Origin of the sequence: Haloarcula halophila, assembly GCF_029278565.1 — an archaeon.
In the GTDB taxonomy this organism is placed as follows: Archaea; Halobacteriota; Halobacteria; order Halobacteriales; family Haloarculaceae; genus Haloarcula; species Haloarcula halophila.
The window spans coordinates 1,933,141-1,953,435 of sequence record NZ_CP119559.1; the positions used below are offsets into that span (position 1 = coordinate 1,933,141).

Here is a 20,295-nt window from a genome sequence, read left to right on the forward strand (position 1 = left end):
CGGGGGGCTTAGGGCGGTCGCTCACACAGGGGGAGGTGATGGAGGTCACACTGCTGGGGACCGGCGACACGACCGGGACGCCGACCGTCGACTGCGACTGTGACACCTGTGAGCGAGCGCGTGCGCCCGACGCGGAGCTACGCGAGCGTGTCCGCGAGCGCGGTATCGATCCCACCGACGGCGTCGAACGCTCCCGGTTCTCGGTGTTCGTCCGGAGCGAGTCGGGGGAGTCGCTGCTGATCGACTGTAGCCCCGACTTCCGCCAGCAGTTCCTCGACGCGGACGTGGGCCTGCCCGACGCTGCCCTCGTCACGCATATCCACTTCGATCACCTCGACGGGCTGGGCAACGCGTATCGGCTGTTCGACGACCTGCCGGTGTACGCCGCCGACGAGACCGATCCCGTCACCGGGGAAAGCGTCGCCGGGGGGATCCGGAGCCGATACGATTACCTCGACACCGTTACCGTCCGGCCACAGACGCCCTACGAGCCGTTCTCGGTGGCTGGGCTGGAGGTGACTCTCGTCCCCGTCGAACACCCGCCGCTCGTCTGTTACGGCCTGCGTATCGAGGAGCCGGCGACCGGAGCCGTCCTCTCGATCTCCGGGGACACGTGTTACGATGTCCCCGAACGGTCCCGGGAACTGCTCTCGGGGGCGGATCTGGCGCTGGTCGAGGGGATCGTCCACCCCGAAGCCTGCGAGTTCCACCCGAAAGGCGGGGCTGACTTCGACGACGAGGGCGTGCCACGGACGTTCGGAACCAAACACATGACACTGCCCGGTGCCCGACAGTTCGCCGCCGACATCGGCGCCCAGGAGTACCGCATCGTCCACACTGCCCACTACGTTCCGGCCGACCGGGCGTTCGCCGACGACATCGCGCTCGACGGCGAGCGGTTCTCGCTGTAGTCGAGTCTCCGACCGATTCCTGAGAGACGACACCGCTACACGGACCGTACCCCTTTGTGCGATGGGGACACAACGACACGCATGGACAGGCGCGGGATCGCCGAAGTCGTCGGTGCGGCACTGGTCAGCGGTGGGATCGCAGTCGCGGGACTCCGACTGTTCGCCGGGGAGATCAACTGGTTGCTCGTGATCGGTCTCGTCGCGAGCGTGAGTCTGGCCGCCGCAGCGAACTACCGTGGTCGGACCGGCCACGCCGAACAGGTCGCCGCCGAGGCGCCCGACGCGACCGCGGAGGCCGTCGAGGCACACGCGCCGGACAGAGCGGGTGAGGGCGGTGAACCACTCGATAGGGCGGCCGACCGGAGCGCCACGGAACGGGACGACTGAACCCGCGGCTCACCCGAAACGGTCGAGGCCGGACTGACGGCGGGCACGGCCTGCGGGGGTCGGGTCCCACGGTGTTCGCTCGGCGCGCAGCGTGTCACCGTCGACGGCGGGCGGGTCCGCGGGTTCGTACCCATCGCAACTGGCTCCACAGTCGTCGCTCGCCCGGACCGCTCGGTCCAACCAGGCACAGTAGGGCCGACCGTCGGCGTCGGGCCTACACCGCGTACAGCCCGGATAGTCGAAGCTGCGCCACCCTTTCGCGTAGGCCCGTTCGGCGATCCGGCGACGCGCCCTGGCTTTCGCCCCCGCGTCGACGATCCGGATGTCCGTCCGGCCGGCGTGCGAGTCGAGCGGTTCGACGCCGGGTTCGTCGGGCCGGAGCGTGGTCGGCTCCCGAACCACCTCCCGATCGTCGGTCTCCGGGTCGAACCGCCAGACACCGACGGCGTCCGGGAGACGGTTGAGGTGTGCGCGGGTGACATACGAGGCCGTCGCAAGCACTACTTCGTCGGCCAGTGCCAGCGACACGTCGGTTCGGAGCTGTCGCTGTAGATCGCCTGGTCGGCCGAGGTCGGGTTTGTTCTCGATCGCGGTGATCCCGCCGATCCAGTCGGGATACCGGGTCGTCTGGCGGACGTAGGTCCGGCCACCGCGGCGCTCCCGCTCGAAGAAGCCCCGCTCGACGGCCAGTTCGACGGCCCGTTCGGCACGATCCGGATGGCAGTCGAAGGCCGATTTCCAGTAGCGGGCCTCACCCGGTCCAACGTCGGACTCGACGGCGGCCGTCGGGAGCCGCTCGGCCGTGATCGCGGCCCGCTCCGGGAACTCCGGGCCGGGATCGATCACGACCGTATCGAGCACTCGACGACCGTGGACGTGGCCACCCAGTTGTCGGCTGACGAGGCGTCCCTCGCGTTCGAGGTGGGCACACAGCGCCAGTTCGAAGTCGAACTCCCGCACAGCCACAGGAAGGGGCGCTGCCGGCAAAAGCAGCCCGCCTGTCCCTGCGGTCGCGCCGCTCGCGGGGGGAGACACCTCGGCCGCCGCCGGAAAGCCCGTACAGAACGCGGTTCTCTAGATCGTTTCTCCCTCTCCCGCGGTTTTTTCAGCCCGTGAAGCCGCTGTTGGAAGTTTATTACACGGGGGATCGGAGTGAGCAGCACATGGGGATGGTTACCTGCGACGCCGACAACGGCGCCGGGGAACGCACGCGCCGCGTCCTCGTCGTCGACGACGAGCCGATGGTAGCGACCGCTGTCGCCGAGTACCTCGAAGCAGTCGCCGACGCACTGGAGGTGGTCCACACGACGGCACCGACGACGGCGCTCGAACGCCTCGACGGGTCGTTCGACTGCGTCGTGACCGACTACGAGATGCCACAACTCGACGGATTGACGCTCATCGATCGAGCCGAGACCGACGCCGCGTTCGTCGTCTTCTCGGGCGTCGACGACGAGTCCGTGGCCCAGCAGGCTCGCGACCGCGGGGCGATCTTCGTCTCGAAGGGGGCTGGGACTGACCAGTACGACGAACTCGCGACGCTCGTCTGCGAGCAGGTGACCTGACGGGCCGGCGGACCCGCTGGACCGAAACCAGTTGCTTCTGGGTTCCGACGCCGACAGACGATGCGCCGGTCCTCCGATTTCTGCCCCCACTGCGGTGAGGAACTCGACGGCGTAGTGGTGCGCCGTCCGAACTGCCGAACTGATCTGACCAGCCTCGGACGGTGGGTGCTGGCCGCTTGACGGCACACTGCGGGCTGTCACCGCGTGTGCCGGTCGGAGCCCTCACGCGCGCAGAACAGTAAGTTTATCACCCGCAGGCGGCGAACTTCCCACCACGATTACTCCCGACATGACATCGAACAAACAACCGGAGGTGAACATCGGACTCGTCGGCCACGTCGACCACGGCAAGACCACGCTCGTACAGGCCCTGTCAGGTGAGTGGACCGACCAACACTCCGAGGAGATGAAACGCGGTATCTCTATCCGGCTCGGCTACGCGGACGCGACGTTCCGTCGCTGTCCCGAGGCCGAGGAGCCCGAGGCATTCACCGTCGAGGAACACTGCGAGGACCACGACGTCGACACCGACTACCTCCGAACGGTGTCGTTCGTCGACGCCCCGGGCCACGAGACGCTGATGGCCACGATGCTGTCGGGCGCGGCGATCATGGACGGTGCGGTACTGGTCGTCTCCGCGACCGAACCCGTCCCGCAGGCACAGACCGAAGAACACCTGATGGCCCTGGATATCATCGGTATCGACAACATCGTCGTCGCCCAGAACAAGGTCGACCTCGTCGACCAGGAACAGGCGATGCGCAACTACGAACAGATCCAGGAGTTCGTCGAGGGCACCGTCGCCGAGGACGCCCCGATCGTCCCGATCAGCGCCCAGCAGGAGGCCAACATCGACCTCCTCATCGACGCTATCGAGGAGGAGATCCCCACCCCCGAGCGCGACCCATCCGCGGACGCCCGCATGATGGTCGCACGCTCGTTCGACATCAACCGCCCGGGCACCACCTGGGAGGACCTGATGGGCGGCGTGCTCGGCGGCTCGCTCGTCCAGGGGGAACTGGCGGTCGACGACGAGATCGAACTCCGGCCCGGCCGAGAGGTCGAGGAGGGCGGCAAGACCGAGTGGCGGCCGGTGACGACCGACGTTCGGTCGCTGCAATCGGGCGGCGACTTCGTCGACACGGTCACGCCGGGCGGCCTGCTCGGCGTCGGGACCGGACTCGATCCCGCGATCACCAAGGGCGACGCGCTGGCCGGCCAGGTCGCCGGTCCGGAGGGAACGCTCCCGCCGACCCACGAGCAGTTCACGATGGACGTGGATCTGCTCGAACGCATCGTCGGCGACGAGGGCGGCGAGGTCGAAGAGATCTCGACCGGGGAACCGCTCATGCTGACTATCGGCACGGCGACGACCGTCGGCTCGGTCACCAGCGCCCGGGACGGCGAGTGTGAGGTCGCACTCAAACGCCCGGTCTGTGCCGAATCCGGTTCGAAGATCGCCATCAACCGCCGTGTCGGCGCGCGCTGGCGGCTCATCGGCGTCGGGACGCTGCGTTGATGATCGTGTTGGACACCAACGCGCTCATGATGCCGGTCGAGTGTGAAGTCCGCCTGTTCGAGGAACTGGACCGGGTCGCACGCGGCGCTATCGACCGATCGAACGGCGACGGAGCCGGAACCGCGGTCACCTACGCCGTCCCCGAGGCCGTCCGGGCCGAACTCGACAAACTCGCAGACGGTGCCGGCACCGAGGCGACCGCAGCGGCGGTCGGACAGGACCTGCTCGACCGGTGTTCGATCCGCCAGACCGACGCCGACTACGCGGACGACGCGGTGTTGGAACTGGCACGCAGCGACGACGCGACACACGCAGTCACGAACGACACCCCCCTGAAACGCCGCCTGCTCGACGCGGGCGTTCCGGTAATTAGTTTACGGGGCAAGAACAAACTGGGTATCACTCAACCATAACACATGTACAAACGGGTACGCCTCCGCGATACGGTCGAAGTTCCGCCACGGCATCTGGCAGACGTTAGTCCGGATCTCGTCAAGAAACTCCTGCAGGACAAACTCGAAGGACGGATGGACGAAGACGTCGGCAGCGTCGTCTCGGTCATCGACGTCCACGACATCGGCGACGGTGCGGTGTTGCCGAACAAACCCGGCGTCTATTACACGGCCGAGTTCGACGCGCTGACGTTCGATCCACAGATGCAGGAAGTCGTCGACGGCGAGGTCGTCGAAGTCGTCAACTTCGGTGCCTTCGTCGGCATCGGGCCAGTCGACGGCCTGCTGCACGTCTCACAGATCTCCGACGAGTATCTCGCCTACGACGGGGAGAACAACCAACTCGCCTCGCGCGAGTCCAACCGCATCCTGGCCGAGGGCGACGCCGTCCGGGCCCGCATCGTCACAAAGAGCATCGACGAGCGCAACCCACGGGACTCCAAGATCGGGCTGACGGCGAAGCAGGTCGGTCTGGGCAAACACGGGTGGCTCCAGGAAGAGCGAGAACAACGCGAAGCGACAGCGGAAGCCGGTGAGAGCTGATGGCGGACCGACTCGTCTGTCGGGACTGTCACCGCGTCCAGGGTGCCGACATCGAGAGCCAGTGTGAGGCCTGTGGCGGGACCTCACTTACGGAAGACTGGGCGGGCTACGTGGTCATCGCCCACCCCGAGGAGTCCGACATCGCCAAGGAGATGGAAGTGAACAAGCCGGGCCAGTACGCGCTGAAGGTCCGCTAACGTGGCGACCCTCGAACTCCCGGAGACGCTCCGAGCGGCGTTCAAAGAGCCCCTGGGTCCGATATACACCGACACGGCGGCGCTGCTTGCCGACGCAGGCGATCCGATCGTCGCCGTCGGCGACATCGTCACCTACCACTTGCTCGAAGCCGGTCGGACACCGGAACTGGCGCTGGTCGACGGACGGACCCACCGGAGCACGGTCGACGAGGAGATCGAGGCCGCCGTCGGCGGGTTCGACCGCCGGGTGACCGTCGAGAACCCGCCCGCGACGCTGACCGAAGCGTTGCTCGCCGCAATTCGCGACGGACTCGACGACGGCGGGACGACACTGATCGTCGTCGACGGCGAGGAAGACCTGGCGGCGTTGCCGGCGGTACTCGCGATACCAACAACCGGTAGCGTCGTCTACGGCCAACCGGAGGAAGGGATGGTGTTGGTCACGCCCGACGGCGCGGCACGCGACCGGGCGCGGTCGCTGCTCGAACGGATGGAGGGGGACAGCGACCGGGCGCTTGCCGTTCTCGACAACGTGTAGGTCACTCGGGGCGTGGAACGCTGATGTTGCGCATCTCGGCACCACACTTCTCGCAGGCCGTCGGCGCCGTCTCGCTACAGATGCGAGTCCCACACTCCGTGCACTCGTAGCGTTGTTCGTCGTCGTCACACGGTGCTGGGTCTGACCAGAGTGGCATCTTTGCGTGTAGATCCACGGGCCGGACGCTTAACCCTTGGTATCGTGTAACAATTACTGGACGTTCGTGGACTGCGAGAGCACGTGGACGTGCCGGACCAGCGACCGGTGGACGCGCCGTTCGAAGCGGTCGGTGACGGTCCAGCCGGCGCTCGTCGCCGCGTCGGACCAGTCGCGGTCGGCGACCAACACGCACCGCGGTGCGATCCGGTGGGCTTCCGTCAGCGCCCCCGAGACGAGCGGGGCCAACTCACCCTCGATCCGGGACTGTCGGCCGTACGGCGCGTCGAAGACGACGGCGTCGGCGGTGCCGTCCGGGAGTGGGAGCGAGGCCGCGTCCGACCGGACGAGGTCCCAACGACCTGTCTCCGGGTAGTCGCTGCGCCCGGGATGCCCGTCCCCGCCGAGGACGTGCTGGAGGTTCCGGCGGCTCCCAGTGATCATCTTCGTCTGTGCGTCCCCACCGAGGACACGAGCGCCGACGAGTCCGGCCTCCATCAGGAGGCCGCCGGTGCCACACATCGGGTCCAGTACCGTCGCACCTGGTCGGGCGCCGGCGATGTTGACGAGCGCACGGGCTTCCAGCGGTGCCATGCTCCCGGGCTGGAAGAACGGTCTGTCGGTGGGCTGCCGGTCGCCGAAATCCCGGTGGCTCTCGACGGCCAGCCATCCGACGGCCGAATAGGCCGCGCCATCGCTCTCTCCGTCGGCTGACTCCTCGTCACCGGCGGGGTCGGTGAAGTAGACGTACAGGACGTTGTCGGGGTCGTCCAGGTCGACGGCGAAGCCACGGTCGGTGAGCACGCCGCCCAGTTCCCGCTCGGCGCGTTGGGTGTCGACGCCGGCGCTGCCACGAACGTCGACCGCACGCACCGCGACGGTCCCCGTCCGTTCCAGCGTCGCCGCTTCCAGGAGGGCCCGCGCACCGGCGACGTCGGGGTCGCCGGTCCCGAGCAGTTCGCTGGCGCGATGGGTCAACGCGAGGTGGCGGACTCGATCGGTGATCCCCCGCGCGGTGACCAGCCCGGGACCCAGCCTGTCGATGCCGCTCGCGGCACTGCCCGCTTCCCGCGCCGCGAAGGCGTCGTCCTGGCCGCCGAGTTCGAGGACGTACACGCCCGTGTGCTGTCTCCCGGCGCGTATGAGCGTGCCGATCGCCGGCTCAGGAGTCAACTGGGTGACGTTTCCACTGGCCGACCTGTCACCGATGGCATGAACCTTTATAAGCCTTAAATACGAGGTTTAAGTCGAGATATGGCTGACCCCAAGGAGACCATCAACATCGAAAACGTCGTCGCCTCGACTGGAATCGGTCAGGAGCTCGACCTCCAGAGTGTGGCGATGGACCTCGAAGGGGCGGATTACGACCCCGAGCAGTTCCCTGGCCTGGTCTACCGCACCCAAGATCCCAAGTCCGCGGCGCTGATCTTCCGTTCGGGTAAGATCGTCTGTACCGGCGCGAAGTCCACCGAGGACGTCCACCAGAGTCTACGTATCGTCTTCGACAAGCTGCGCGAGCTGAACATCCAGGTCGACGAAGAACCCGAGATCGTCGTCCAGAACATCGTCACCAGCGCTGACCTGGGCGAGAACCTCAACCTCAACGCCATCGCGGTCGGGTTGGGACTGGAGAACATCGAGTACGAGCCCGAGCAGTTCCCCGGGCTGGTCTACCGTCTCGACGAGCCCGACGTCGTCGCGCTGCTGTTCGGATCGGGGAAGCTGGTCATCACAGGCGGGAAGGAACCCGAAGACGCCGAGAAGGCGGTCGATCAGATCGTCTCCCGACTCGACGACCTCGGACTGCTGACCGACTGAGAGGGACGTCCCTCCGGATCGCACCGCAGGCGTCCCGGGACCGTTCCCCACGACCCCACCGAAACACAACGCCCAAGCGCCGTGCGGCCCCACCATCCGGCATGGTTCTCCAGGCCGGCCCGGCGGGACTGCTCGGCGGTGGACTGCTGGCGGTGGTCGTCACGCTCTGTGTCACGTGGGTGTTCTACGCCGTCACGCTCCACCTGGCGGCGACGTTCTTCATCGGTGAGGTCCCCAGCCAGCTCGCGGCGAAGGCAGCGATCGTCCCCTCCGTCGTCTCGTTGTTGCTCCAGCGCTACGGCGTCGAGAGCGGGATCGTCTCCCCGAGTCTGGGTGTGCTGGTCGTCCTGGTGATCACGCTCGTCGCCGACGGCATCGCGATCAGCGCCGTCTACCGGCTCTCGGGGCGGTCGACCGCGCCGCTGGTCGTGTTACACCTGGCTTTCGCCGCCGTGGTCGGGTTCGCGCTGAACAACATCTTCGGCTTCGTCTGACCCGTCTGGAAACCGTTAACCGCGTCCGCACGTTTCCTCCCCGTACCCAATGCGCGAGAACGACCGGGCGATCGTCGCGTTCACCGGGCTGTCACACGCCGTCGTTCACACCTACGAACTGTCGATCCCGATCCTGGTGTTGGTCTGGCTCACCGAGTTTCCCGTGACGACGGCGATACTCGGTCCGGTCGTCGCCGTCGGCTACGGCCTGTTCGGGGCCGGCGCGCTCCCCGGCGGGGTCCTGGCGGATCGCTACGGCCCCAAATGGCTTATCGTCGGCTGTCTCCTGGGGATGGGAGGGTCGTTCCTGCTGTTGAGTCTCGCACCGAACGTCCCGACGATCGCGCTGGCACTGGCCGTGTGGGGACTGGCTGCGAGCGTCTATCACCCGGCGGGGCTGTCGCTCATCTCGACGGGCGTCCACGACCGCGGGACCGGTTTCGCCTACCACGGGATGGCCGGTAACGCCGGCATCGCGCTGGGGCCGCTGCTCACCGCATTGTTGTTGCTGGCCTTCGACTGGCGGCTGGTCGCCGGCCTGCTGGCGGTCCCGGCCGTCCTCGCGGTCGCGGTCGCGTTCACCGCGGAGTTCGACGGGACGGCGGCGGTCAGTACCGACGGCGGTGCGGGCGACGACGGCACCGAGACCGACGGTGCGCCGACTTCCCTCTCGGCGTTTCTCACGGACTCCCGAGCGCTGTTCACCGCCGGCTTCACGCTGGCGCTGAGTATCGTCGCGATGAACGGCCTGTTCTACCGGGGCACGCTCACCTTCCTGCCGGACGTCCTCTCGGGGTATCTCCCCAGCGTCACCGAGTACGTGCGCCTGTTCGAGCCCGGTAGCGCGATGGCCCAGGAGTTCGATCTGGCGTCCTACGTCTACACGGGGCTGTTGGTGGTCGGCATCGGGGGCCAGTTCGCCGGCGGGAAGCTCACCGACAGGGTCCCGGTGACGACCGGCCTCGCCGTCGTCTTCGCCGGCCTCGCCGTCGTCAGTGTCCTGTTCGTCCCGGCGGCCGAAGCCGGCGTCGGGCCGCTGTTGGCGATCAGCGCGGTGCTTGGCTTCCTCCTGTTTGCCATCCAGCCGCTGTATCAGGCGACCATCGCGGAGGTCAGCCCGCCCGGGGACCGGGGGCTCTCGTATGGCTACACCTACCTGGCGAACTTCGGCGTCGGTGCGGCGGGCGCGGCGGTGTCGGGCTTCCTGCTGTCGGCCGTCGGCGAGAGCGGGACGTTTCTCGGGCTCGCACTGTTCCCGCTCGTCGGCGTGGCGCTGGCCGTGGGGCTGGCTCGCCGACTCCGGACGGACGCCACGGCCGCTTGAGGACACTCAGCGCCGGTTTGACCGTCCACGAGACATTTACCGGGACCGTCGGAACAGGCTGGTATGTCACTCGATCGCCGACGGTTCCTCGCGGCCGGTGCGGGAGCGGCGTCCGCCCTGACCGCCGGCTGTACGGGCCGTCTCACACGGTGTCTGCCGTTCGCCGACAGCGGGATGCCCCACGACGCGGCGATCGCCGTCACGTCGGTCGGTTCGGTGCCGTACGGCGCTCCCCTCCTCGACCTCGCAGACCTCCCCGACCGCGAGCGGGACCTGCTTCGGACCGCCATCGACGACGGAGTCGTCAGAGCCTGCATGCGGGACGAGACCGACCGAACCGGTGCGTTCTCGGATGTCGCCGACCGCGTCGGCGTTGAGACGTACCTCGCCGACGGCCAGGACCGCTACGGGCTCTGGGTCCGGATCACCGACCAGGTGTTCGCGTCGACCGGCGATCCACCCGCGGGCGACGCTTCTCCCTGTTGCTGACCAAACCGTTTTCCGGCCCGCTCCCGCCATTCCCGCCATGGATCACGAGCCGAACCTGGACCGGTTCGAGTCCCGCCGCTCGACGGCCTACGGGACCCGCGGTGTCGTCGCGACGAGCCAGCCACTCGCGGCACAGGCTGGCGTCGACGTGCTCAGAGAGGGGGGCAACGCCTTCGACGCTGCCGTCGCGACGGCGGCGACGCTCAACGTCGTCGAACCGATGAGCACCGGCCTGGGCGGTGACGCCTTCGCGCTGTACCGGACTGCCGACGGCGAGGTCGGCGCGATGCGGGCCTGTGGCGGCGCACCCGAGACAGCGACGCTGGAGCGGGTCCGCGCGGCTGCCGCCGACGCACGAGGGTGTGACCCCGGCGACGCCGAGATGCCCGAACGCGGCCCGCTCGCGGTGACCGTCCCCGGCGCGCCCCGTGGCTGGGAAGCGACGGTCGAGCGGTTCGGACGGCTGGACCTGGCGGCCGTGTTGGACGACGCCGTCCACTACGCGACCGAGGGGTTCCCGGTCAGCGAGGTCATCGCCTCGGCCTGGGAGCTCTGTGAGCCCGCGCTCCGAAACGACGCCGCCCGCGAGCAGTACCTCCTCGACGGCGAGGCCCCGGCGGTCGGCGAACGGATGACGCTGCCCGAACTGGGGACGACCCTGGAGACACTCGCCGCCGACGGTGCCGACCCGTTCTACGAGGGTACGATCGCCGACAGCATCGTCGAGACGGTCCGAGACGCCGGCGGTCTCCTCGAACACGACGACCTCGCGGGGTTCGAGGTCGAGTACCCCGACCCCGTCTCGACGACCTACGACGGGACGGAGGTGTTCGAACTCCCGCCGAACAACCAGGGGCTCATCGCCCTGGAGGCGCTGAACATCGCCCGGGAAGTCGGTGTCCCCGATTCCGAGGACCCCGTCGAACGGACCCACCTACTCGCGGAGTCGACGAAACTGGCGTTCACCGACGGGCACCGCTACATCACGGACCCGGCGTACGAGTCGATCCCGCCGCTGAACTCGGGGGAGTGGGCGCGACAGCGGGCCGCAGAGATCGGCGAGACGGCCATCGACTCCCCGGAGATCGGGCTGCTCGATTCGCCGGCCGAGGACGCCGACACCGTCTTGCTGACCGTCGCCGACGGCGAGGGGAACGTGGTCTCCTTCATCAACTCGCTGTTCATGGGCTTCGGGAGCGGCCTCGTCGCCGGCGACACCGGGCTCACGCTCCAGAACCGCGGGGCGTCGTTCGAACTCGACCCGGACCATCCCAACTGTATCGAACCAGGAAAACGACCGTTCCACACGCTCATTCCCGGCCTCGTGCGGTTCGGCGACCGCGACTGGGCGGCCTTCGGCGTCATGGGCGGGTACATGCAGCCCCAGGGCCACGTCCAGGTGCTCTCGAACCTGCTGGACCGTGACATGCCACTGCAGACGGCGCTGGACGAGCCACGCTGGCGCTACCGCGAGGACGGAACCCTGGCGACCGAGGCCCGGTTCGACGCCGACGTGGCGTCGAAACTCGCCCGCCGTGGCCACGACGTGGCCGTCGACGTCCCGCTGCGCTTCGGCGGCGCTCAGATCGCCCGCTGGAACGACGGGACGCTTTCGGGAGCGACGGAACCGCGGAAAGACGGGACTGTCGACGTGTACTGAGCGGCGGGCGTCGTCGCGGTAGTGGCCGCTGTCGCGATAGTGGTCACAGTTGCGGGGAGCATACTGCGCCGAAGACCGAGACGCAGTTTCACGTCACGCGACCGAGCGCAGCGAGGGAGCGTGACGGACGTTTTTAACGTAGATTTTTGCAAGGAGGGTGCCCGCAGCGAGCGAGGACACCCCTTGCAATAAAAAGGTACTATTCCACGAGCCGCTCGATCTCGGTCACCAGCACGTCGCTGGCACCGACCTGCTTGAGGTCGTTGATCGTCTCGAAGACGTCGCTGTCGTCGACGACGGCGTGGACGGCCACGTCCTCCCGGCCGGCGATGTCCATCACCGTCGGGCCGCCCATGCCCGGCAGGACCGCCTTCACCTCGTCGAGGGCGTCCTGTGGGACGTTCATCATCAGGTAGCGTTTGCCCTCCGCCGAGAGGACCGACTGGAGTGCGGTCTGGATCTGCTGAACTTTCTCGTCGTCGGCGACGTCCGCGCGGGCGAACAGCCGCACCGACGACTGTAACACTTCGTCGACGATCTCCAGGCGGTTCATCCGCAGCGTCGTCCCCGTCGAGGTGATATCGACGATCCCGTCGGCGATGTCGACATGTGGGGTCAGCTCCGTCGCGCCCGAGACCTCGGTGATATCGACGTCGACGTCCAACTCGGCGAAGTAGTGCTGCGTGACGTTGGGGAACTCGGTCGCGATCCGCCCGCCGTCGAGGTCGTAGACGGTCTGGATCTCGCTGTCTTCCGGTGCCGCGAGGACGAGCCGACAGCTCCCAAACTCTAGGTCGAGTAGCTCTTCTAGGTTCTCCGGGTCGGCCTCGCGGACCTGATCGAGGCCAGTGATACCCACGTCGGCGGCGCCGTCGGCGACGTACTCGGGGATGTCGGCGGCCCGGGCGTAGAGGACGGTCACGTCGGGATCGACCGTGTCGGCGTACAGTTGCCGGTCGGCGCCGTCGACGATGTGGAGTCCGGCCCGTTCCAGCAGGTCCTCTGCGGGGTCGTGCAAGCGGCCCTTGTTGGGGACGGCGATGCGCATACTCGCCCTGGGAGGGGGGCGGGCAACTGTCTTTCCCCTCTCGGACGGACCCGGCCGAACTAAGGACGGTCCACTCGAACCCGGTACCATGAGCGACCTCCTCGTCAGCGGTGGACAGGTTCTCCGACCGGATCGGACAGTCGAGCACGCCGACGTTCTGGTCGACCGGGACAGCGGCGAGATCCTGTCGGTCGACGACCCCGGCGAACTGGACGGCGACGACCATCTCGACGCCGACGGCGGACTCGTGATCCCGGGGCTCGTCAACGCCCACACGCACGTCTCGATGACGCTGCTGCGGGGTTACGCCGACGACAAGCCCCTCGATCGGTGGCTCCAGGAGGACATCTGGCCGGTCGAGGCCGAACTCACGGCCGAAGACATCCGCGTCGGTGCCGAACTCGGCCTGGTCGAGATGCTCAAATCCGGGACGACGGCCCTGTCGGACATGTACTTCCACGTCGAGGAGATCGCCGACGCCGTCGAGCGGGCCGGGCTACGGGCGGTGCTCGGCTACACTGCGGTGACCGTCGGCAAAGACGACGAGGGCGCCCACGCCGACCTCCAGGAGAGTCTCGACGTGGCCCGGGAGCTAGACGGCGCCGCCGACGGCCGTATCAGGACGACCTTCCAGCCCCACTCGCTGACGACCGTCGGCGAGTCCTACCTCCGGGAGTACGTCCCACAGGCCGTCGAGGCCGGTATGGCCGTCCATCTCCACGCCAACGAGACGACCGACGAGGTCGACCCCATCGTCGACGAACACGGCGTCCGGCCGCTTTCCTACGCCGACGACATCGGGCTGCTCGGGCCGGACACCTTCCTGGCTCACTGTGTCCACGTCGACGACACCGAGATCGACCTGCTGGCCGAGCGCGATACCGGCGTCGTCCACTGTCCGGCTTCGAACATGAAACTCGCGAGCGGGATGGCCCCCGTCCAGGCGTTGCTCGACGCCGGCGTCACCGTCGGCCTGGGGACCGACGGCGCCGCTTCGAACAACGACCTGGACATGTTCGACGAGATGCGCGACGCGGCCATGCTGGGCAAACTGGCGGCCGACGACGCTAGCGCGGTCGACGCCGGAACCGTCGTCGAGATGGCGACACACAACGGTGCCGACCTGCTGGGATTCGACAGCGGTCGCATCGAAGCCGGCGCCAACGCCGACCTGGCCGTACTGGACTTGGAGCGTCCCCACTTGACCCCGGCCCACGATCTCGTCTCGCATCTGGCCTACGCCGCCAGCGGGAGCGACGTCCGCCACACGGTCTGTGATGGTCAGGTTCTCATGCGGGACCGCGAGGTCACGGTCGTCGACGAGACGGCGGTCCGCGAGCGGGCCAGCGAACACGCCCGTGACCTCGTCGAGCGTGCGGCCGGCGACGGCGAGTAAACGACGAGGCTCGTTTTTAAACACTCTGAACGGTTTTCAGGAGGTTTCCCTATCGGCCGAACGACGGTGAACGAACTGAACGGCTTGGGGGGTTTACACTGGATTCAGTACTACCTGAGAGACGAGATGAACACGAAACTACCAGCACTGATCGCTGCACTGGGCCTGGTCCTGTTCGCAGTTGGACCGGGTGCAGTCGGGAGTGTCGGCGCTGCATCGGCCGACGAGGGCGGCGGTTCCCTCGCCGTCGATGTCTCGCAAACGGGAGACCAGAACGTGACCGTGGCCGTCACGGCGAACGATTCCGCTGTCGCGAACGCCTCGATCAACGTCACGGTGCGTGACGAGAACGCCACGTACGCGGACGAAGGGAACTTCACCACCGACGAAAACGGGACGGTTGCTCTGTCGGCGCCGAACCGGACCCTCACGGTCGACGTGACCGCGACGGCTGACAACCGGACGGCCACGACGACGGACACGCTGAGCGAGGCCATCGAGATCGAGGACAACGAAGACTTCCAGGACGGGTTCTCCTCGTTCATCACGTACCTCGTGACCAGCGGGTACTACACCGGCCCCAACGCCGACACGCCTGGTGTCGGTGACGAGGTCTCCGAGTTCGTGACGGCGAACAACCCGAGTACGATCAACGACAGCGACAACGAGAGTGCGGATAACGAAACCGAACTCGACGACAACGAGACCGCGGATAACGAAACCGAGCTCGACGACAACGAGACTGACGACGAACGTGGGCCGCCTGCGGACGCCGGTCCGCCCGAGGACGCGGGACCGCCTGAAGACAAGTTCGACGACGACTCGGACGACGGCGAGGAGGCTGACGAAGAAGACACCGACGAATCGGACGAGAGCGACGACACAGACGAGGAAGCGTCCGAGGACAGTGAAGACGACGAACGCGGACCACCCGAGGACGCTGGTCCGCCCGAGGACGCCGGACCCCCTGAGGACGCTGGTCCGCCCGAGGACGCCGGACCCCCCGAGGACGCTGGGCCGCCTGAGGACACGTTCGAAGACGAATCGGAGGATAGTGACGATGCAGACGAGGAGGACTCCGAAGATAGTGAGGAAGCCGACGAATCCGAGGACGGCGAGGAAGCCGAAGACTCCGAGGACAGCGAAGAAGCCGACGAATCCGAGGACAGCGAAGAAGCCGAAGAAGCCGAGGACGACGAGGAAGCTGACGACGCCGACGAATCGGACGAGAGCGACGATGCCGACGAGGAAGCGTCCGAGGACAGTGACGAGTCAGATCAGGAGGAGTCCGAGGACAGCGAGGAAGCCGACGACAGTGACGACGCAGACGAGAGCGACGACACTGACGAAGAAGAGGCCGACGACGAGACCGACAGCGACGACGAGCGTGGCCCGCCCGAGGACGCCGGGCCGCCCGAGGACGCCGGCCCACCGGCTGACGCTGGTCCGTAGTACCGGCGGTCGATCATTTCGATCCCTTTCTTCGCGCTTCGACGGGTCGGGGCGGCACTGCCGCCACTCGTTCGGTAGGGTTTAGAGTCCCGTCGCCTACCGACCTAGCATGACAGAGCCGATCTCAGCCCGCCTCGACGACGTCGAGGCAGCCCGCGAATCCGGCCGTCGGAAGATGGACTGGGCCGCCCAGCATATGCCGATCCTCTCGGCGCTGCGCGAGCAGTTCGAGACCGACCAGCCGTTCGCCGACGAGCGAATCGGGATGGCGATGCATGTCGAAGCGAAGACCGCTGTCCTGGCGGAGGTTCTGGCCGCCGGCGGTGCCGAGGTCGCGATGACCGGGTGTAACCCGCTCTCGACCCACGACGACGTCTCGGCGGCGCTGGATGCCGTCGACGGCGTCACCTGCTACGCCGAACGCGGCGTCGACGACGAGGCCTACTACGGCGCGATGGAGGCGGTCCTGGCCCACGAGCCGACGATTACCGTCGACGACGGGATGGATCTGGTGGCGATGGTCCACGAGGACTACCCTGAACTGATCGACACTATCGTCGGCGGGGCCGAGGAGACGACCACCGGCGTCCACCGACTGCGCGCGATGGACGAGGACGGTGAACTCGACTACCCGGTGTTCGCGGTCAACGACACGCCGATGAAGCGGTTGTTCGACAACGTCCACGGGACCGGCGAGTCCTCGCTGGCGAGTATCGCCATGACGACGAACCTCTCGTGGGCCGGCAAGACCGTCGTCGTCGCCGGCTACGGCCACTGTGGCAAAGGTGTCGCGAAGAAGGCCAGCGGACAAAACGCCGACGTGGTCGTCACCGAGGTCGAACCCCGCCGTGCGCTCGAAGCACACATGGAGGGCTACGACGTGCTACCGATGGCCGAGGCCGCAGCGATCGGCGACGTGTTCATTACGACGACGGGCAACCGCGACGTCATCGTCGAAGACCACTTCGAGGCGATGCAGGACGGCGTCCTGCTGGCCAACGCCGGCCACTTCGACGTGGAGATCGATCTGGACGCCCTCTCGGACCTGGCGGTCGACACCTACGAGGCTCGCGACGGCGTCCAGGCCTACGAGCTGGCCGACGGCCGCCGGCTGAACGTGCTGGCCGAGGGCCGACTCGTCAACCTCGCGACCCCCATCGCGCTGGGCCACCCGGTCGAGGTGATGGACCAGAGCTTCGGCATCCAGGCGGTCGTCGTCCGGGAACTCGTCGAGAACGGCGACGCCTACGACGCCGGCGTCCACGACGTCCCCGATCGGCTGGACAAGGAGGTCGCCGAGATCAAACTCGACGCGGAGGGCGTCGCCTTCGACTCGTTGAGCGACGAGCAAGCCGAGTATATGGATTCCTGGCAGCACGGGACGTAGCGATATTCGAGCGCAGCGAGAATATCGGCAAAGCGCAGCGGGGAACGCAGTGACTCGCGAGCAGTAGGAGAGACTGACCGTAGGGACGGCTCCCCGAACAGCCCAACGGTGTCGCCGTGAGCCGTAGCGAGGCCCGAGCAACGCGACCCCTTCGAACCGGACCGGCGAAGGGAGCCGTGGAAGATACAGGAATACTCGAACGGATAAACAGCGTCGACGGAACGGTCGAGGTCGCTCACGGCGGTCTCCTGACCACGTACGCACGGTGTGCTGACTCACCTCTGTGTGTCCGCGGCCGGTGACGGCAATTTTATTCGGGCACGTCCGCAAGGGGCCACAGATGCAACCGCTCCACGCACGGTATCCGTTTACGACCGCCGCCCGGGAGGCCGTCGAAGCCGCGGCGGTCGATCTGGGGGAGGTGGTCGCGACCGACGAGGCGGTCGTCGAGCGCGCACTGGAGCGGGTCCAGTCGGCGATCACGAACCGGACCGTCGGCAAGCCACACCGACAGACGCGGGTCGAACTACTCTCCTATCCGGTCGCGCGGGTGCTCGTCTCGCTCGTCGATCAGCACGTCTGTACCCGGAAATACGCCGCGGCCGAGGCCGAGACGGCCTACGACCGCTTCGTCGAGGAGTTCGAGAGCACGACTGAGCTCAAATCCACCCGGGGATCACAGATCGAACTGCGTGACCTGCTCGCGGAGTTTGACCTCGGGAGCGTCGTCGACGAACGCGGCGACGGCTACTGGATCGAGGTCGGCGCGTATCTGGAGATGGCGGCCGACCAGCGAGGCGACGAGTGGCGCCTGGTCAACCGCACGCTCGCGGACGGACGGGTCGCGATCACGCAGGCCGAACTCCACGTCCTGCTCAAGCAGGCCATCCGTCACCGGATCGAAGACGGGTTGCCCTTCGACGTGCCCGACGCTATCGGCCAGGAACTCCAGGCGGAGGCCGAACAGATCCGAGAGGTGCTCTCGGAACTCGATCTCACCCGGGAGATCGACACCGTCGTCCCGGAACTGTTCCCGCCCTGCATGAAGGCGCTGCTCGATCAGGTCCAGAAGGGGGAACACCTCGAACACCACTCTCGATTCGCGATCGCGACGTTTCTGGTTGGGATCGGGATGACGACCGACGAGATCGTCGAACTGTTCCAGGTCAACCCCGGCTTCGGCGAGGAGGCGACCCGCTACCAGGTCAACCACATCCGCGGCGATACCAGTCCGACGGAGTACTCGACCCCGGCGTGTTCGACGATGCAGTCCTACGGCGACTGTGTGAACAAAGACGACCTCTGTGAGACGATCGCCCATCCGATGGCCTACTACGAGAAGAAGATCGACGACTCCGAGGAAGACGAGTTGACCGACTGGCGCGAGACCGACGCCGACGAAACGGACGAGGCCGACGCCTAGAAGTTCTGCCGTTCCAGCCAGAGGCCGGCACCGAGCATGAAGACGACGAACAGTCCGATCGCAGCGACGATACCGACCCCGCCCTGCGGGCCGAGGCCGCCGTTGGTTCCGTACGTGCTGGAGACGTAGACCGTCGCGGCGACGAAGAGCGCGAGGGCGATAACCGAGATGACGATCTGCACGACGGTCTCCCGCTCGATATCCATGTCCTGCGGTTTCACTGGCCCGGGCAAAAGGGTGTCGAAGCGTCCGAGTCGCCGAGAGGCTTACGACCCTGGAGCACCTACGTTTCGACTGGACACACTCCAGAACACAGCCGTGTCCGGCTCCTATGACGGTACTCACACCCCCCGACGACACCGATCGGACTGCACTCGCACCGGACCTCCGGACGCTCGCCGACCGGGCGGCCCGCGCCTGGACCGAGCGCATGGCGGTCCGCGAACTGGACGACGGCGAGTACGCCGTCACCGCCGAGAGCGGCCACACGTACGTCGTCGACGTCCCCGACCGATCCTGTTCCTGTCCCGACCACCGCATCCGCGGCGAACGCTGCAAGCACCTGCGCCGGGTCGCTATCGAGATCACTGCCCGCCGCGTTCCGGCGCCCGGGACCCGACGCGCCCGCTGTGACGCCTGTGGCACCGAGACGTTCGTCGACGAGGACGCGTCGACGCCACACCTCTGTGAACCCTGCCGGTTCGACCCGGGCGACGTGGTCCGGGACCGCGAGACGGACAAGCGCTTAGTCGTCGTTCGCGTCACCGACGACCGCGCCGACGAGCGGACCGTCGAGGCGACCGGCCGGTCCGTGGCCGCCTACCGGACCAACGACGGCTATCCGGCCGGGGACCCGGTCGTCGACGCCGTCTACCTCCCGGCGGCCGTCCGGAGCGAGTCACCGCGGGAGTACGCCTTCCCGCACTCGCGGCTGGAGCGCGTCGACGACGCTGAACTGCTGGCCTGACACCTCCCGGATCAGTCCAGCATCTCGGCGGCGTCCTCCTTCGAGAGGTCGCCCCGTTCGAACGCCGAGAGCACGTCCAGCGTCGCCTGGTCGGGGCCGTCCCCGCCGAGTTCGTCGAGGGTGACCTTCTCGGAGTGGCCGACGAACTCCTCGAAGTCGGTGCCGTCGGCCAGCGCCGTCTCCTTCTTGACGCGGTAGTTCCCGCCGTCGGTCGTGTGGAGGTCCCCAGGGTGGAAGAAGTACCAGTCCTCGCGGTCGAAGCGGACGCCGATCCGGGGTTTCGCGCCGAAGTTCCGTGCGAAGAAGAGCAGTGCCTCGACCTCCTCGCCGGTGAGGTAGATCGGGTCGCCGGCGCTGGATTTGGCCTCGATCGCGTAGAAGGTCTCGCCGTCGCCGGTCAACACGTCGGGCAGTTCCCGCTCGGTGGCGCTACCGCTCGCCGGTGCCCGCATCACCGCGAAGCCGGCCTCGTCGAGTTCGTTGACGAGTTCGCGCTCGCGGCGGTCGCCCTTCGCGTTCGAGTTTGCCATCGTCCGACCCTCGGTCGTCGTCGATAAAAAGGGCTCGCG

The 20,295-nt window shown here is 67.4% G+C and carries 24 protein-coding genes; 18 read left to right on the top strand and 6 right to left on the bottom strand.

Translation table 11 applies throughout. From position 1 onward, the window contains the following. The first annotated feature begins 38 nt into the window (after positions 1 to 38). Together P0204_RS10240 and P0204_RS10245 are read left to right on the top strand one after the other, a co-directional pair. Positions 39 to 911, top strand: coding sequence for an MBL fold metallo-hydrolase (locus tag P0204_RS10240; protein WP_276178835.1), 873 nt, complete (start codon positions 39 to 41; stop codon positions 909 to 911). A gap of 81 nt (positions 912 to 992) precedes the next feature. After that, a complete protein-coding gene (locus P0204_RS10245; protein WP_276178837.1) occupies positions 993 to 1,298 on the top strand; it encodes a hypothetical protein in 306 nt (101 codons plus the stop codon). A gap of 9 nt (positions 1,299 to 1,307) precedes the next feature. Here P0204_RS10245 and P0204_RS10250 read toward each other — a convergent pair whose 3' ends face one another. Then, complete coding sequence (locus P0204_RS10250; protein ID WP_276178839.1) at positions 1,308 to 2,258, bottom strand: DUF5787 family protein; 951 nt, start codon at positions 2,256 to 2,258, stop codon at positions 1,308 to 1,310. 203 nt (positions 2,259 to 2,461) lie between these two features. Between P0204_RS10250 and P0204_RS10255 the strand changes: the two genes are divergently transcribed. The 6 genes from P0204_RS10255 (at position 2,462) to P0204_RS10280 (ending at position 6,112) form a co-directional block, all read left to right on the top strand. Continuing rightward, positions 2,462 to 2,863, top strand: coding sequence for a response regulator (locus tag P0204_RS10255; RefSeq protein WP_276178840.1), 402 nt, complete (start codon positions 2,462 to 2,464; stop codon positions 2,861 to 2,863). Positions 2,864 to 3,152: 289 nt separating this feature from the next. Then, entirely contained in the window at positions 3,153 to 4,382 is a 1,230-nt protein-coding gene (locus P0204_RS10260) for a translation initiation factor IF-2 subunit gamma (RefSeq protein WP_276178841.1), read from the top strand. Then, positions 4,382 to 4,795 carry a PIN domain-containing protein gene (locus P0204_RS10265; RefSeq protein ID WP_276178843.1) on the top strand — a complete coding sequence of 138 codons (414 nt, stop codon included), beginning with the start codon at positions 4,382 to 4,384 and terminating at the stop codon, positions 4,793 to 4,795. The genes P0204_RS10260 and P0204_RS10265 overlap by 1 nt, the downstream gene beginning before the upstream one ends. Positions 4,796 to 4,798: 3 nt before the next feature. Beyond that, positions 4,799 to 5,377 (top strand): DNA-directed RNA polymerase, encoded by a 579-nt coding sequence (locus P0204_RS10270; RefSeq protein WP_276178845.1) that lies wholly within the window; start codon positions 4,799 to 4,801, stop codon positions 5,375 to 5,377. Continuing rightward, a complete protein-coding gene (gene spt4 / locus P0204_RS10275; protein WP_276178847.1) occupies positions 5,377 to 5,574 on the top strand; it encodes a transcription elongation factor subunit Spt4 in 198 nt (65 codons plus the stop codon). Before P0204_RS10270 ends, spt4 begins: the two co-directional genes overlap by 1 nt. A 1-nt stretch (position 5,575) precedes the next feature. Next, complete coding sequence (locus P0204_RS10280; RefSeq protein WP_276178849.1) at positions 5,576 to 6,112, top strand: GTP-dependent dephospho-CoA kinase family protein; 537 nt, start codon at positions 5,576 to 5,578, stop codon at positions 6,110 to 6,112. Between the two features lies 1 nt (position 6,113). Here P0204_RS10280 and P0204_RS10285 read toward each other — a convergent pair whose 3' ends face one another. Together P0204_RS10285 and P0204_RS10290 are read right to left on the bottom strand one after the other, a co-directional pair. Continuing rightward, positions 6,114 to 6,269 (bottom strand): rubrerythrin-like domain-containing protein, encoded by a 156-nt coding sequence (locus P0204_RS10285; protein ID WP_276178851.1) that lies wholly within the window; start codon positions 6,267 to 6,269, stop codon positions 6,114 to 6,116. A gap of 53 nt (positions 6,270 to 6,322) precedes the next feature. Then, the gene (locus P0204_RS10290; RefSeq protein ID WP_276178853.1) at positions 6,323 to 7,384 is read right to left on the bottom strand and encodes a methyltransferase domain-containing protein; all 1,062 of its coding nucleotides are present in this window, start codon (positions 7,382 to 7,384) and stop codon (positions 6,323 to 6,325) included. Positions 7,385 to 7,522: 138 nt separating this feature from the next. Between P0204_RS10290 and P0204_RS10295 the strand changes: the two genes are divergently transcribed. From P0204_RS10295 to P0204_RS10315, 5 genes are all read left to right on the top strand, one after another. Beyond that, on the top strand, positions 7,523 to 8,086 hold the full coding sequence (locus P0204_RS10295) for a TATA-box-binding protein (protein ID WP_276178855.1): 564 nt from the start codon (positions 7,523 to 7,525) through the stop codon (positions 8,084 to 8,086). Positions 8,087 to 8,187: 101 nt separating this feature from the next. Beyond that, entirely contained in the window at positions 8,188 to 8,580 is a 393-nt protein-coding gene (locus P0204_RS10300) for a DUF7473 family protein (protein ID WP_276178857.1), read from the top strand. Positions 8,581 to 8,629: 49 nt separating this feature from the next. Continuing rightward, the gene (locus P0204_RS10305) at positions 8,630 to 9,904 is read left to right on the top strand and encodes an MFS transporter (RefSeq protein ID WP_276178859.1); all 1,275 of its coding nucleotides are present in this window, start codon (positions 8,630 to 8,632) and stop codon (positions 9,902 to 9,904) included. A 63-nt stretch (positions 9,905 to 9,967) separates the two neighbouring features. Continuing rightward, positions 9,968 to 10,393 (top strand): hypothetical protein, encoded by a 426-nt coding sequence (locus P0204_RS10310; RefSeq protein ID WP_276178861.1) that lies wholly within the window; start codon positions 9,968 to 9,970, stop codon positions 10,391 to 10,393. 37 nt (positions 10,394 to 10,430) lie between these two features. Continuing rightward, a complete protein-coding gene (locus P0204_RS10315) occupies positions 10,431 to 12,053 on the top strand; it encodes a gamma-glutamyltransferase family protein (protein ID WP_276178863.1) in 1,623 nt (540 codons plus the stop codon). 199 nt (positions 12,054 to 12,252) lie between these two features. On the opposite strand, the gene hisG is transcribed toward P0204_RS10315, so the two are convergent. Next, positions 12,253 to 13,101 carry an ATP phosphoribosyltransferase gene (gene hisG / locus P0204_RS10320; RefSeq protein ID WP_276178865.1) on the bottom strand — a complete coding sequence of 283 codons (849 nt, stop codon included), beginning with the start codon at positions 13,099 to 13,101 and terminating at the stop codon, positions 12,253 to 12,255. Between the two features lie 88 nt (positions 13,102 to 13,189). On the opposite strand from hisG, the gene P0204_RS10325 reads away from it, so the two are divergent. From P0204_RS10325 to priL, 4 genes are all read left to right on the top strand, one after another. Further along, on the top strand, positions 13,190 to 14,497 hold the full coding sequence (locus P0204_RS10325) for an amidohydrolase (RefSeq protein ID WP_276178867.1): 1,308 nt from the start codon (positions 13,190 to 13,192) through the stop codon (positions 14,495 to 14,497). A gap of 126 nt (positions 14,498 to 14,623) precedes the next feature. Further along, positions 14,624 to 15,949 (top strand): hypothetical protein, encoded by a 1,326-nt coding sequence (locus P0204_RS10330; protein ID WP_276178869.1) that lies wholly within the window; start codon positions 14,624 to 14,626, stop codon positions 15,947 to 15,949. A gap of 109 nt (positions 15,950 to 16,058) precedes the next feature. Beyond that, a complete protein-coding gene (locus P0204_RS10335; RefSeq protein ID WP_276178871.1) occupies positions 16,059 to 17,336 on the top strand; it encodes an adenosylhomocysteinase in 1,278 nt (425 codons plus the stop codon). A gap of 340 nt (positions 17,337 to 17,676) precedes the next feature. Further along, positions 17,677 to 18,759 (top strand): DNA primase regulatory subunit PriL, encoded by a 1,083-nt coding sequence (gene priL, locus P0204_RS10340; protein ID WP_276178873.1) that lies wholly within the window; start codon positions 17,677 to 17,679, stop codon positions 18,757 to 18,759. On the opposite strand, the gene P0204_RS10345 is transcribed toward priL, so the two are convergent. Then, positions 18,756 to 18,965 (bottom strand): DUF7472 family protein, encoded by a 210-nt coding sequence (locus P0204_RS10345; protein WP_276178875.1) that lies wholly within the window; start codon positions 18,963 to 18,965, stop codon positions 18,756 to 18,758. The two genes, priL and P0204_RS10345, sit on opposite strands and share 4 nt — an antisense overlap. A gap of 125 nt (positions 18,966 to 19,090) precedes the next feature. Between P0204_RS10345 and P0204_RS10350 the strand changes: the two genes are divergently transcribed. Then, positions 19,091 to 19,726 (top strand): SWIM zinc finger family protein, encoded by a 636-nt coding sequence (locus P0204_RS10350; RefSeq protein WP_276178877.1) that lies wholly within the window; start codon positions 19,091 to 19,093, stop codon positions 19,724 to 19,726. A gap of 11 nt (positions 19,727 to 19,737) precedes the next feature. Here P0204_RS10350 and hjc read toward each other — a convergent pair whose 3' ends face one another. After that, positions 19,738 to 20,256 (bottom strand): Holliday junction resolvase Hjc, encoded by a 519-nt coding sequence (hjc, locus tag P0204_RS10355; RefSeq protein ID WP_276178879.1) that lies wholly within the window; start codon positions 20,254 to 20,256, stop codon positions 19,738 to 19,740. Between the last annotated feature and the right edge of the window lie 39 nt (positions 20,257 to 20,295).

Excerpts from the sequence above, each read along its gene's own strand:
- P0204_RS10315 (WP_276178863.1), top strand. The coding sequence starts at position 10,431 with ATGGATCACGAGCCGAACCTGGACCGGTTCGAGTCCCGCCGCTCGACG.
- P0204_RS10255 (WP_276178840.1), top strand. The coding sequence starts at position 2,462 with ATGGGGATGGTTACCTGCGACGCCGACAACGGCGCCGGGGAACGCACG.
- P0204_RS10345 (WP_276178875.1), bottom strand. The coding sequence starts at position 18,965 with ATGGATATCGAGCGGGAGACCGTCGTGCAGATCGTCATCTCGGTTATC.
- P0204_RS10300 (WP_276178857.1), top strand. The coding sequence starts at position 8,188 with ATGGTTCTCCAGGCCGGCCCGGCGGGACTGCTCGGCGGTGGACTGCTG.
- hisG (WP_276178865.1), bottom strand. The coding sequence starts at position 13,101 with ATGCGCATCGCCGTCCCCAACAAGGGCCGCTTGCACGACCCCGCAGAG.
- hjc (WP_276178879.1), bottom strand. The coding sequence starts at position 20,256 with ATGGCAAACTCGAACGCGAAGGGCGACCGCCGCGAGCGCGAACTCGTC.
- P0204_RS10260 (WP_276178841.1), top strand. The coding sequence starts at position 3,153 with ATGACATCGAACAAACAACCGGAGGTGAACATCGGACTCGTCGGCCAC.
- P0204_RS10325 (WP_276178867.1), top strand. The coding sequence starts at position 13,190 with ATGAGCGACCTCCTCGTCAGCGGTGGACAGGTTCTCCGACCGGATCGG.
- priL (WP_276178873.1), top strand. The coding sequence starts at position 17,677 with ATGCAACCGCTCCACGCACGGTATCCGTTTACGACCGCCGCCCGGGAG.
- P0204_RS10335 (WP_276178871.1), top strand. The coding sequence starts at position 16,059 with ATGACAGAGCCGATCTCAGCCCGCCTCGACGACGTCGAGGCAGCCCGC.
- P0204_RS10265 (WP_276178843.1), top strand. The coding sequence starts at position 4,382 with ATGATCGTGTTGGACACCAACGCGCTCATGATGCCGGTCGAGTGTGAA.
- P0204_RS10350 (WP_276178877.1), top strand. The coding sequence starts at position 19,091 with ATGACGGTACTCACACCCCCCGACGACACCGATCGGACTGCACTCGCA.
- P0204_RS10240 (WP_276178835.1), top strand. The coding sequence starts at position 39 with ATGGAGGTCACACTGCTGGGGACCGGCGACACGACCGGGACGCCGACC.
- P0204_RS10245 (WP_276178837.1), top strand. The coding sequence starts at position 993 with ATGGACAGGCGCGGGATCGCCGAAGTCGTCGGTGCGGCACTGGTCAGC.
- spt4 (WP_276178847.1), top strand. The coding sequence starts at position 5,377 with ATGGCGGACCGACTCGTCTGTCGGGACTGTCACCGCGTCCAGGGTGCC.
- P0204_RS10330 (WP_276178869.1), top strand. The coding sequence starts at position 14,624 with ATGAACACGAAACTACCAGCACTGATCGCTGCACTGGGCCTGGTCCTG.
- P0204_RS10305 (WP_276178859.1), top strand. The coding sequence starts at position 8,630 with ATGCGCGAGAACGACCGGGCGATCGTCGCGTTCACCGGGCTGTCACAC.
- P0204_RS10270 (WP_276178845.1), top strand. The coding sequence starts at position 4,799 with ATGTACAAACGGGTACGCCTCCGCGATACGGTCGAAGTTCCGCCACGG.
- P0204_RS10295 (WP_276178855.1), top strand. The coding sequence starts at position 7,523 with ATGGCTGACCCCAAGGAGACCATCAACATCGAAAACGTCGTCGCCTCG.
- P0204_RS10285 (WP_276178851.1), bottom strand. The coding sequence starts at position 6,269 with ATGCCACTCTGGTCAGACCCAGCACCGTGTGACGACGACGAACAACGC.
- P0204_RS10310 (WP_276178861.1), top strand. The coding sequence starts at position 9,968 with ATGTCACTCGATCGCCGACGGTTCCTCGCGGCCGGTGCGGGAGCGGCG.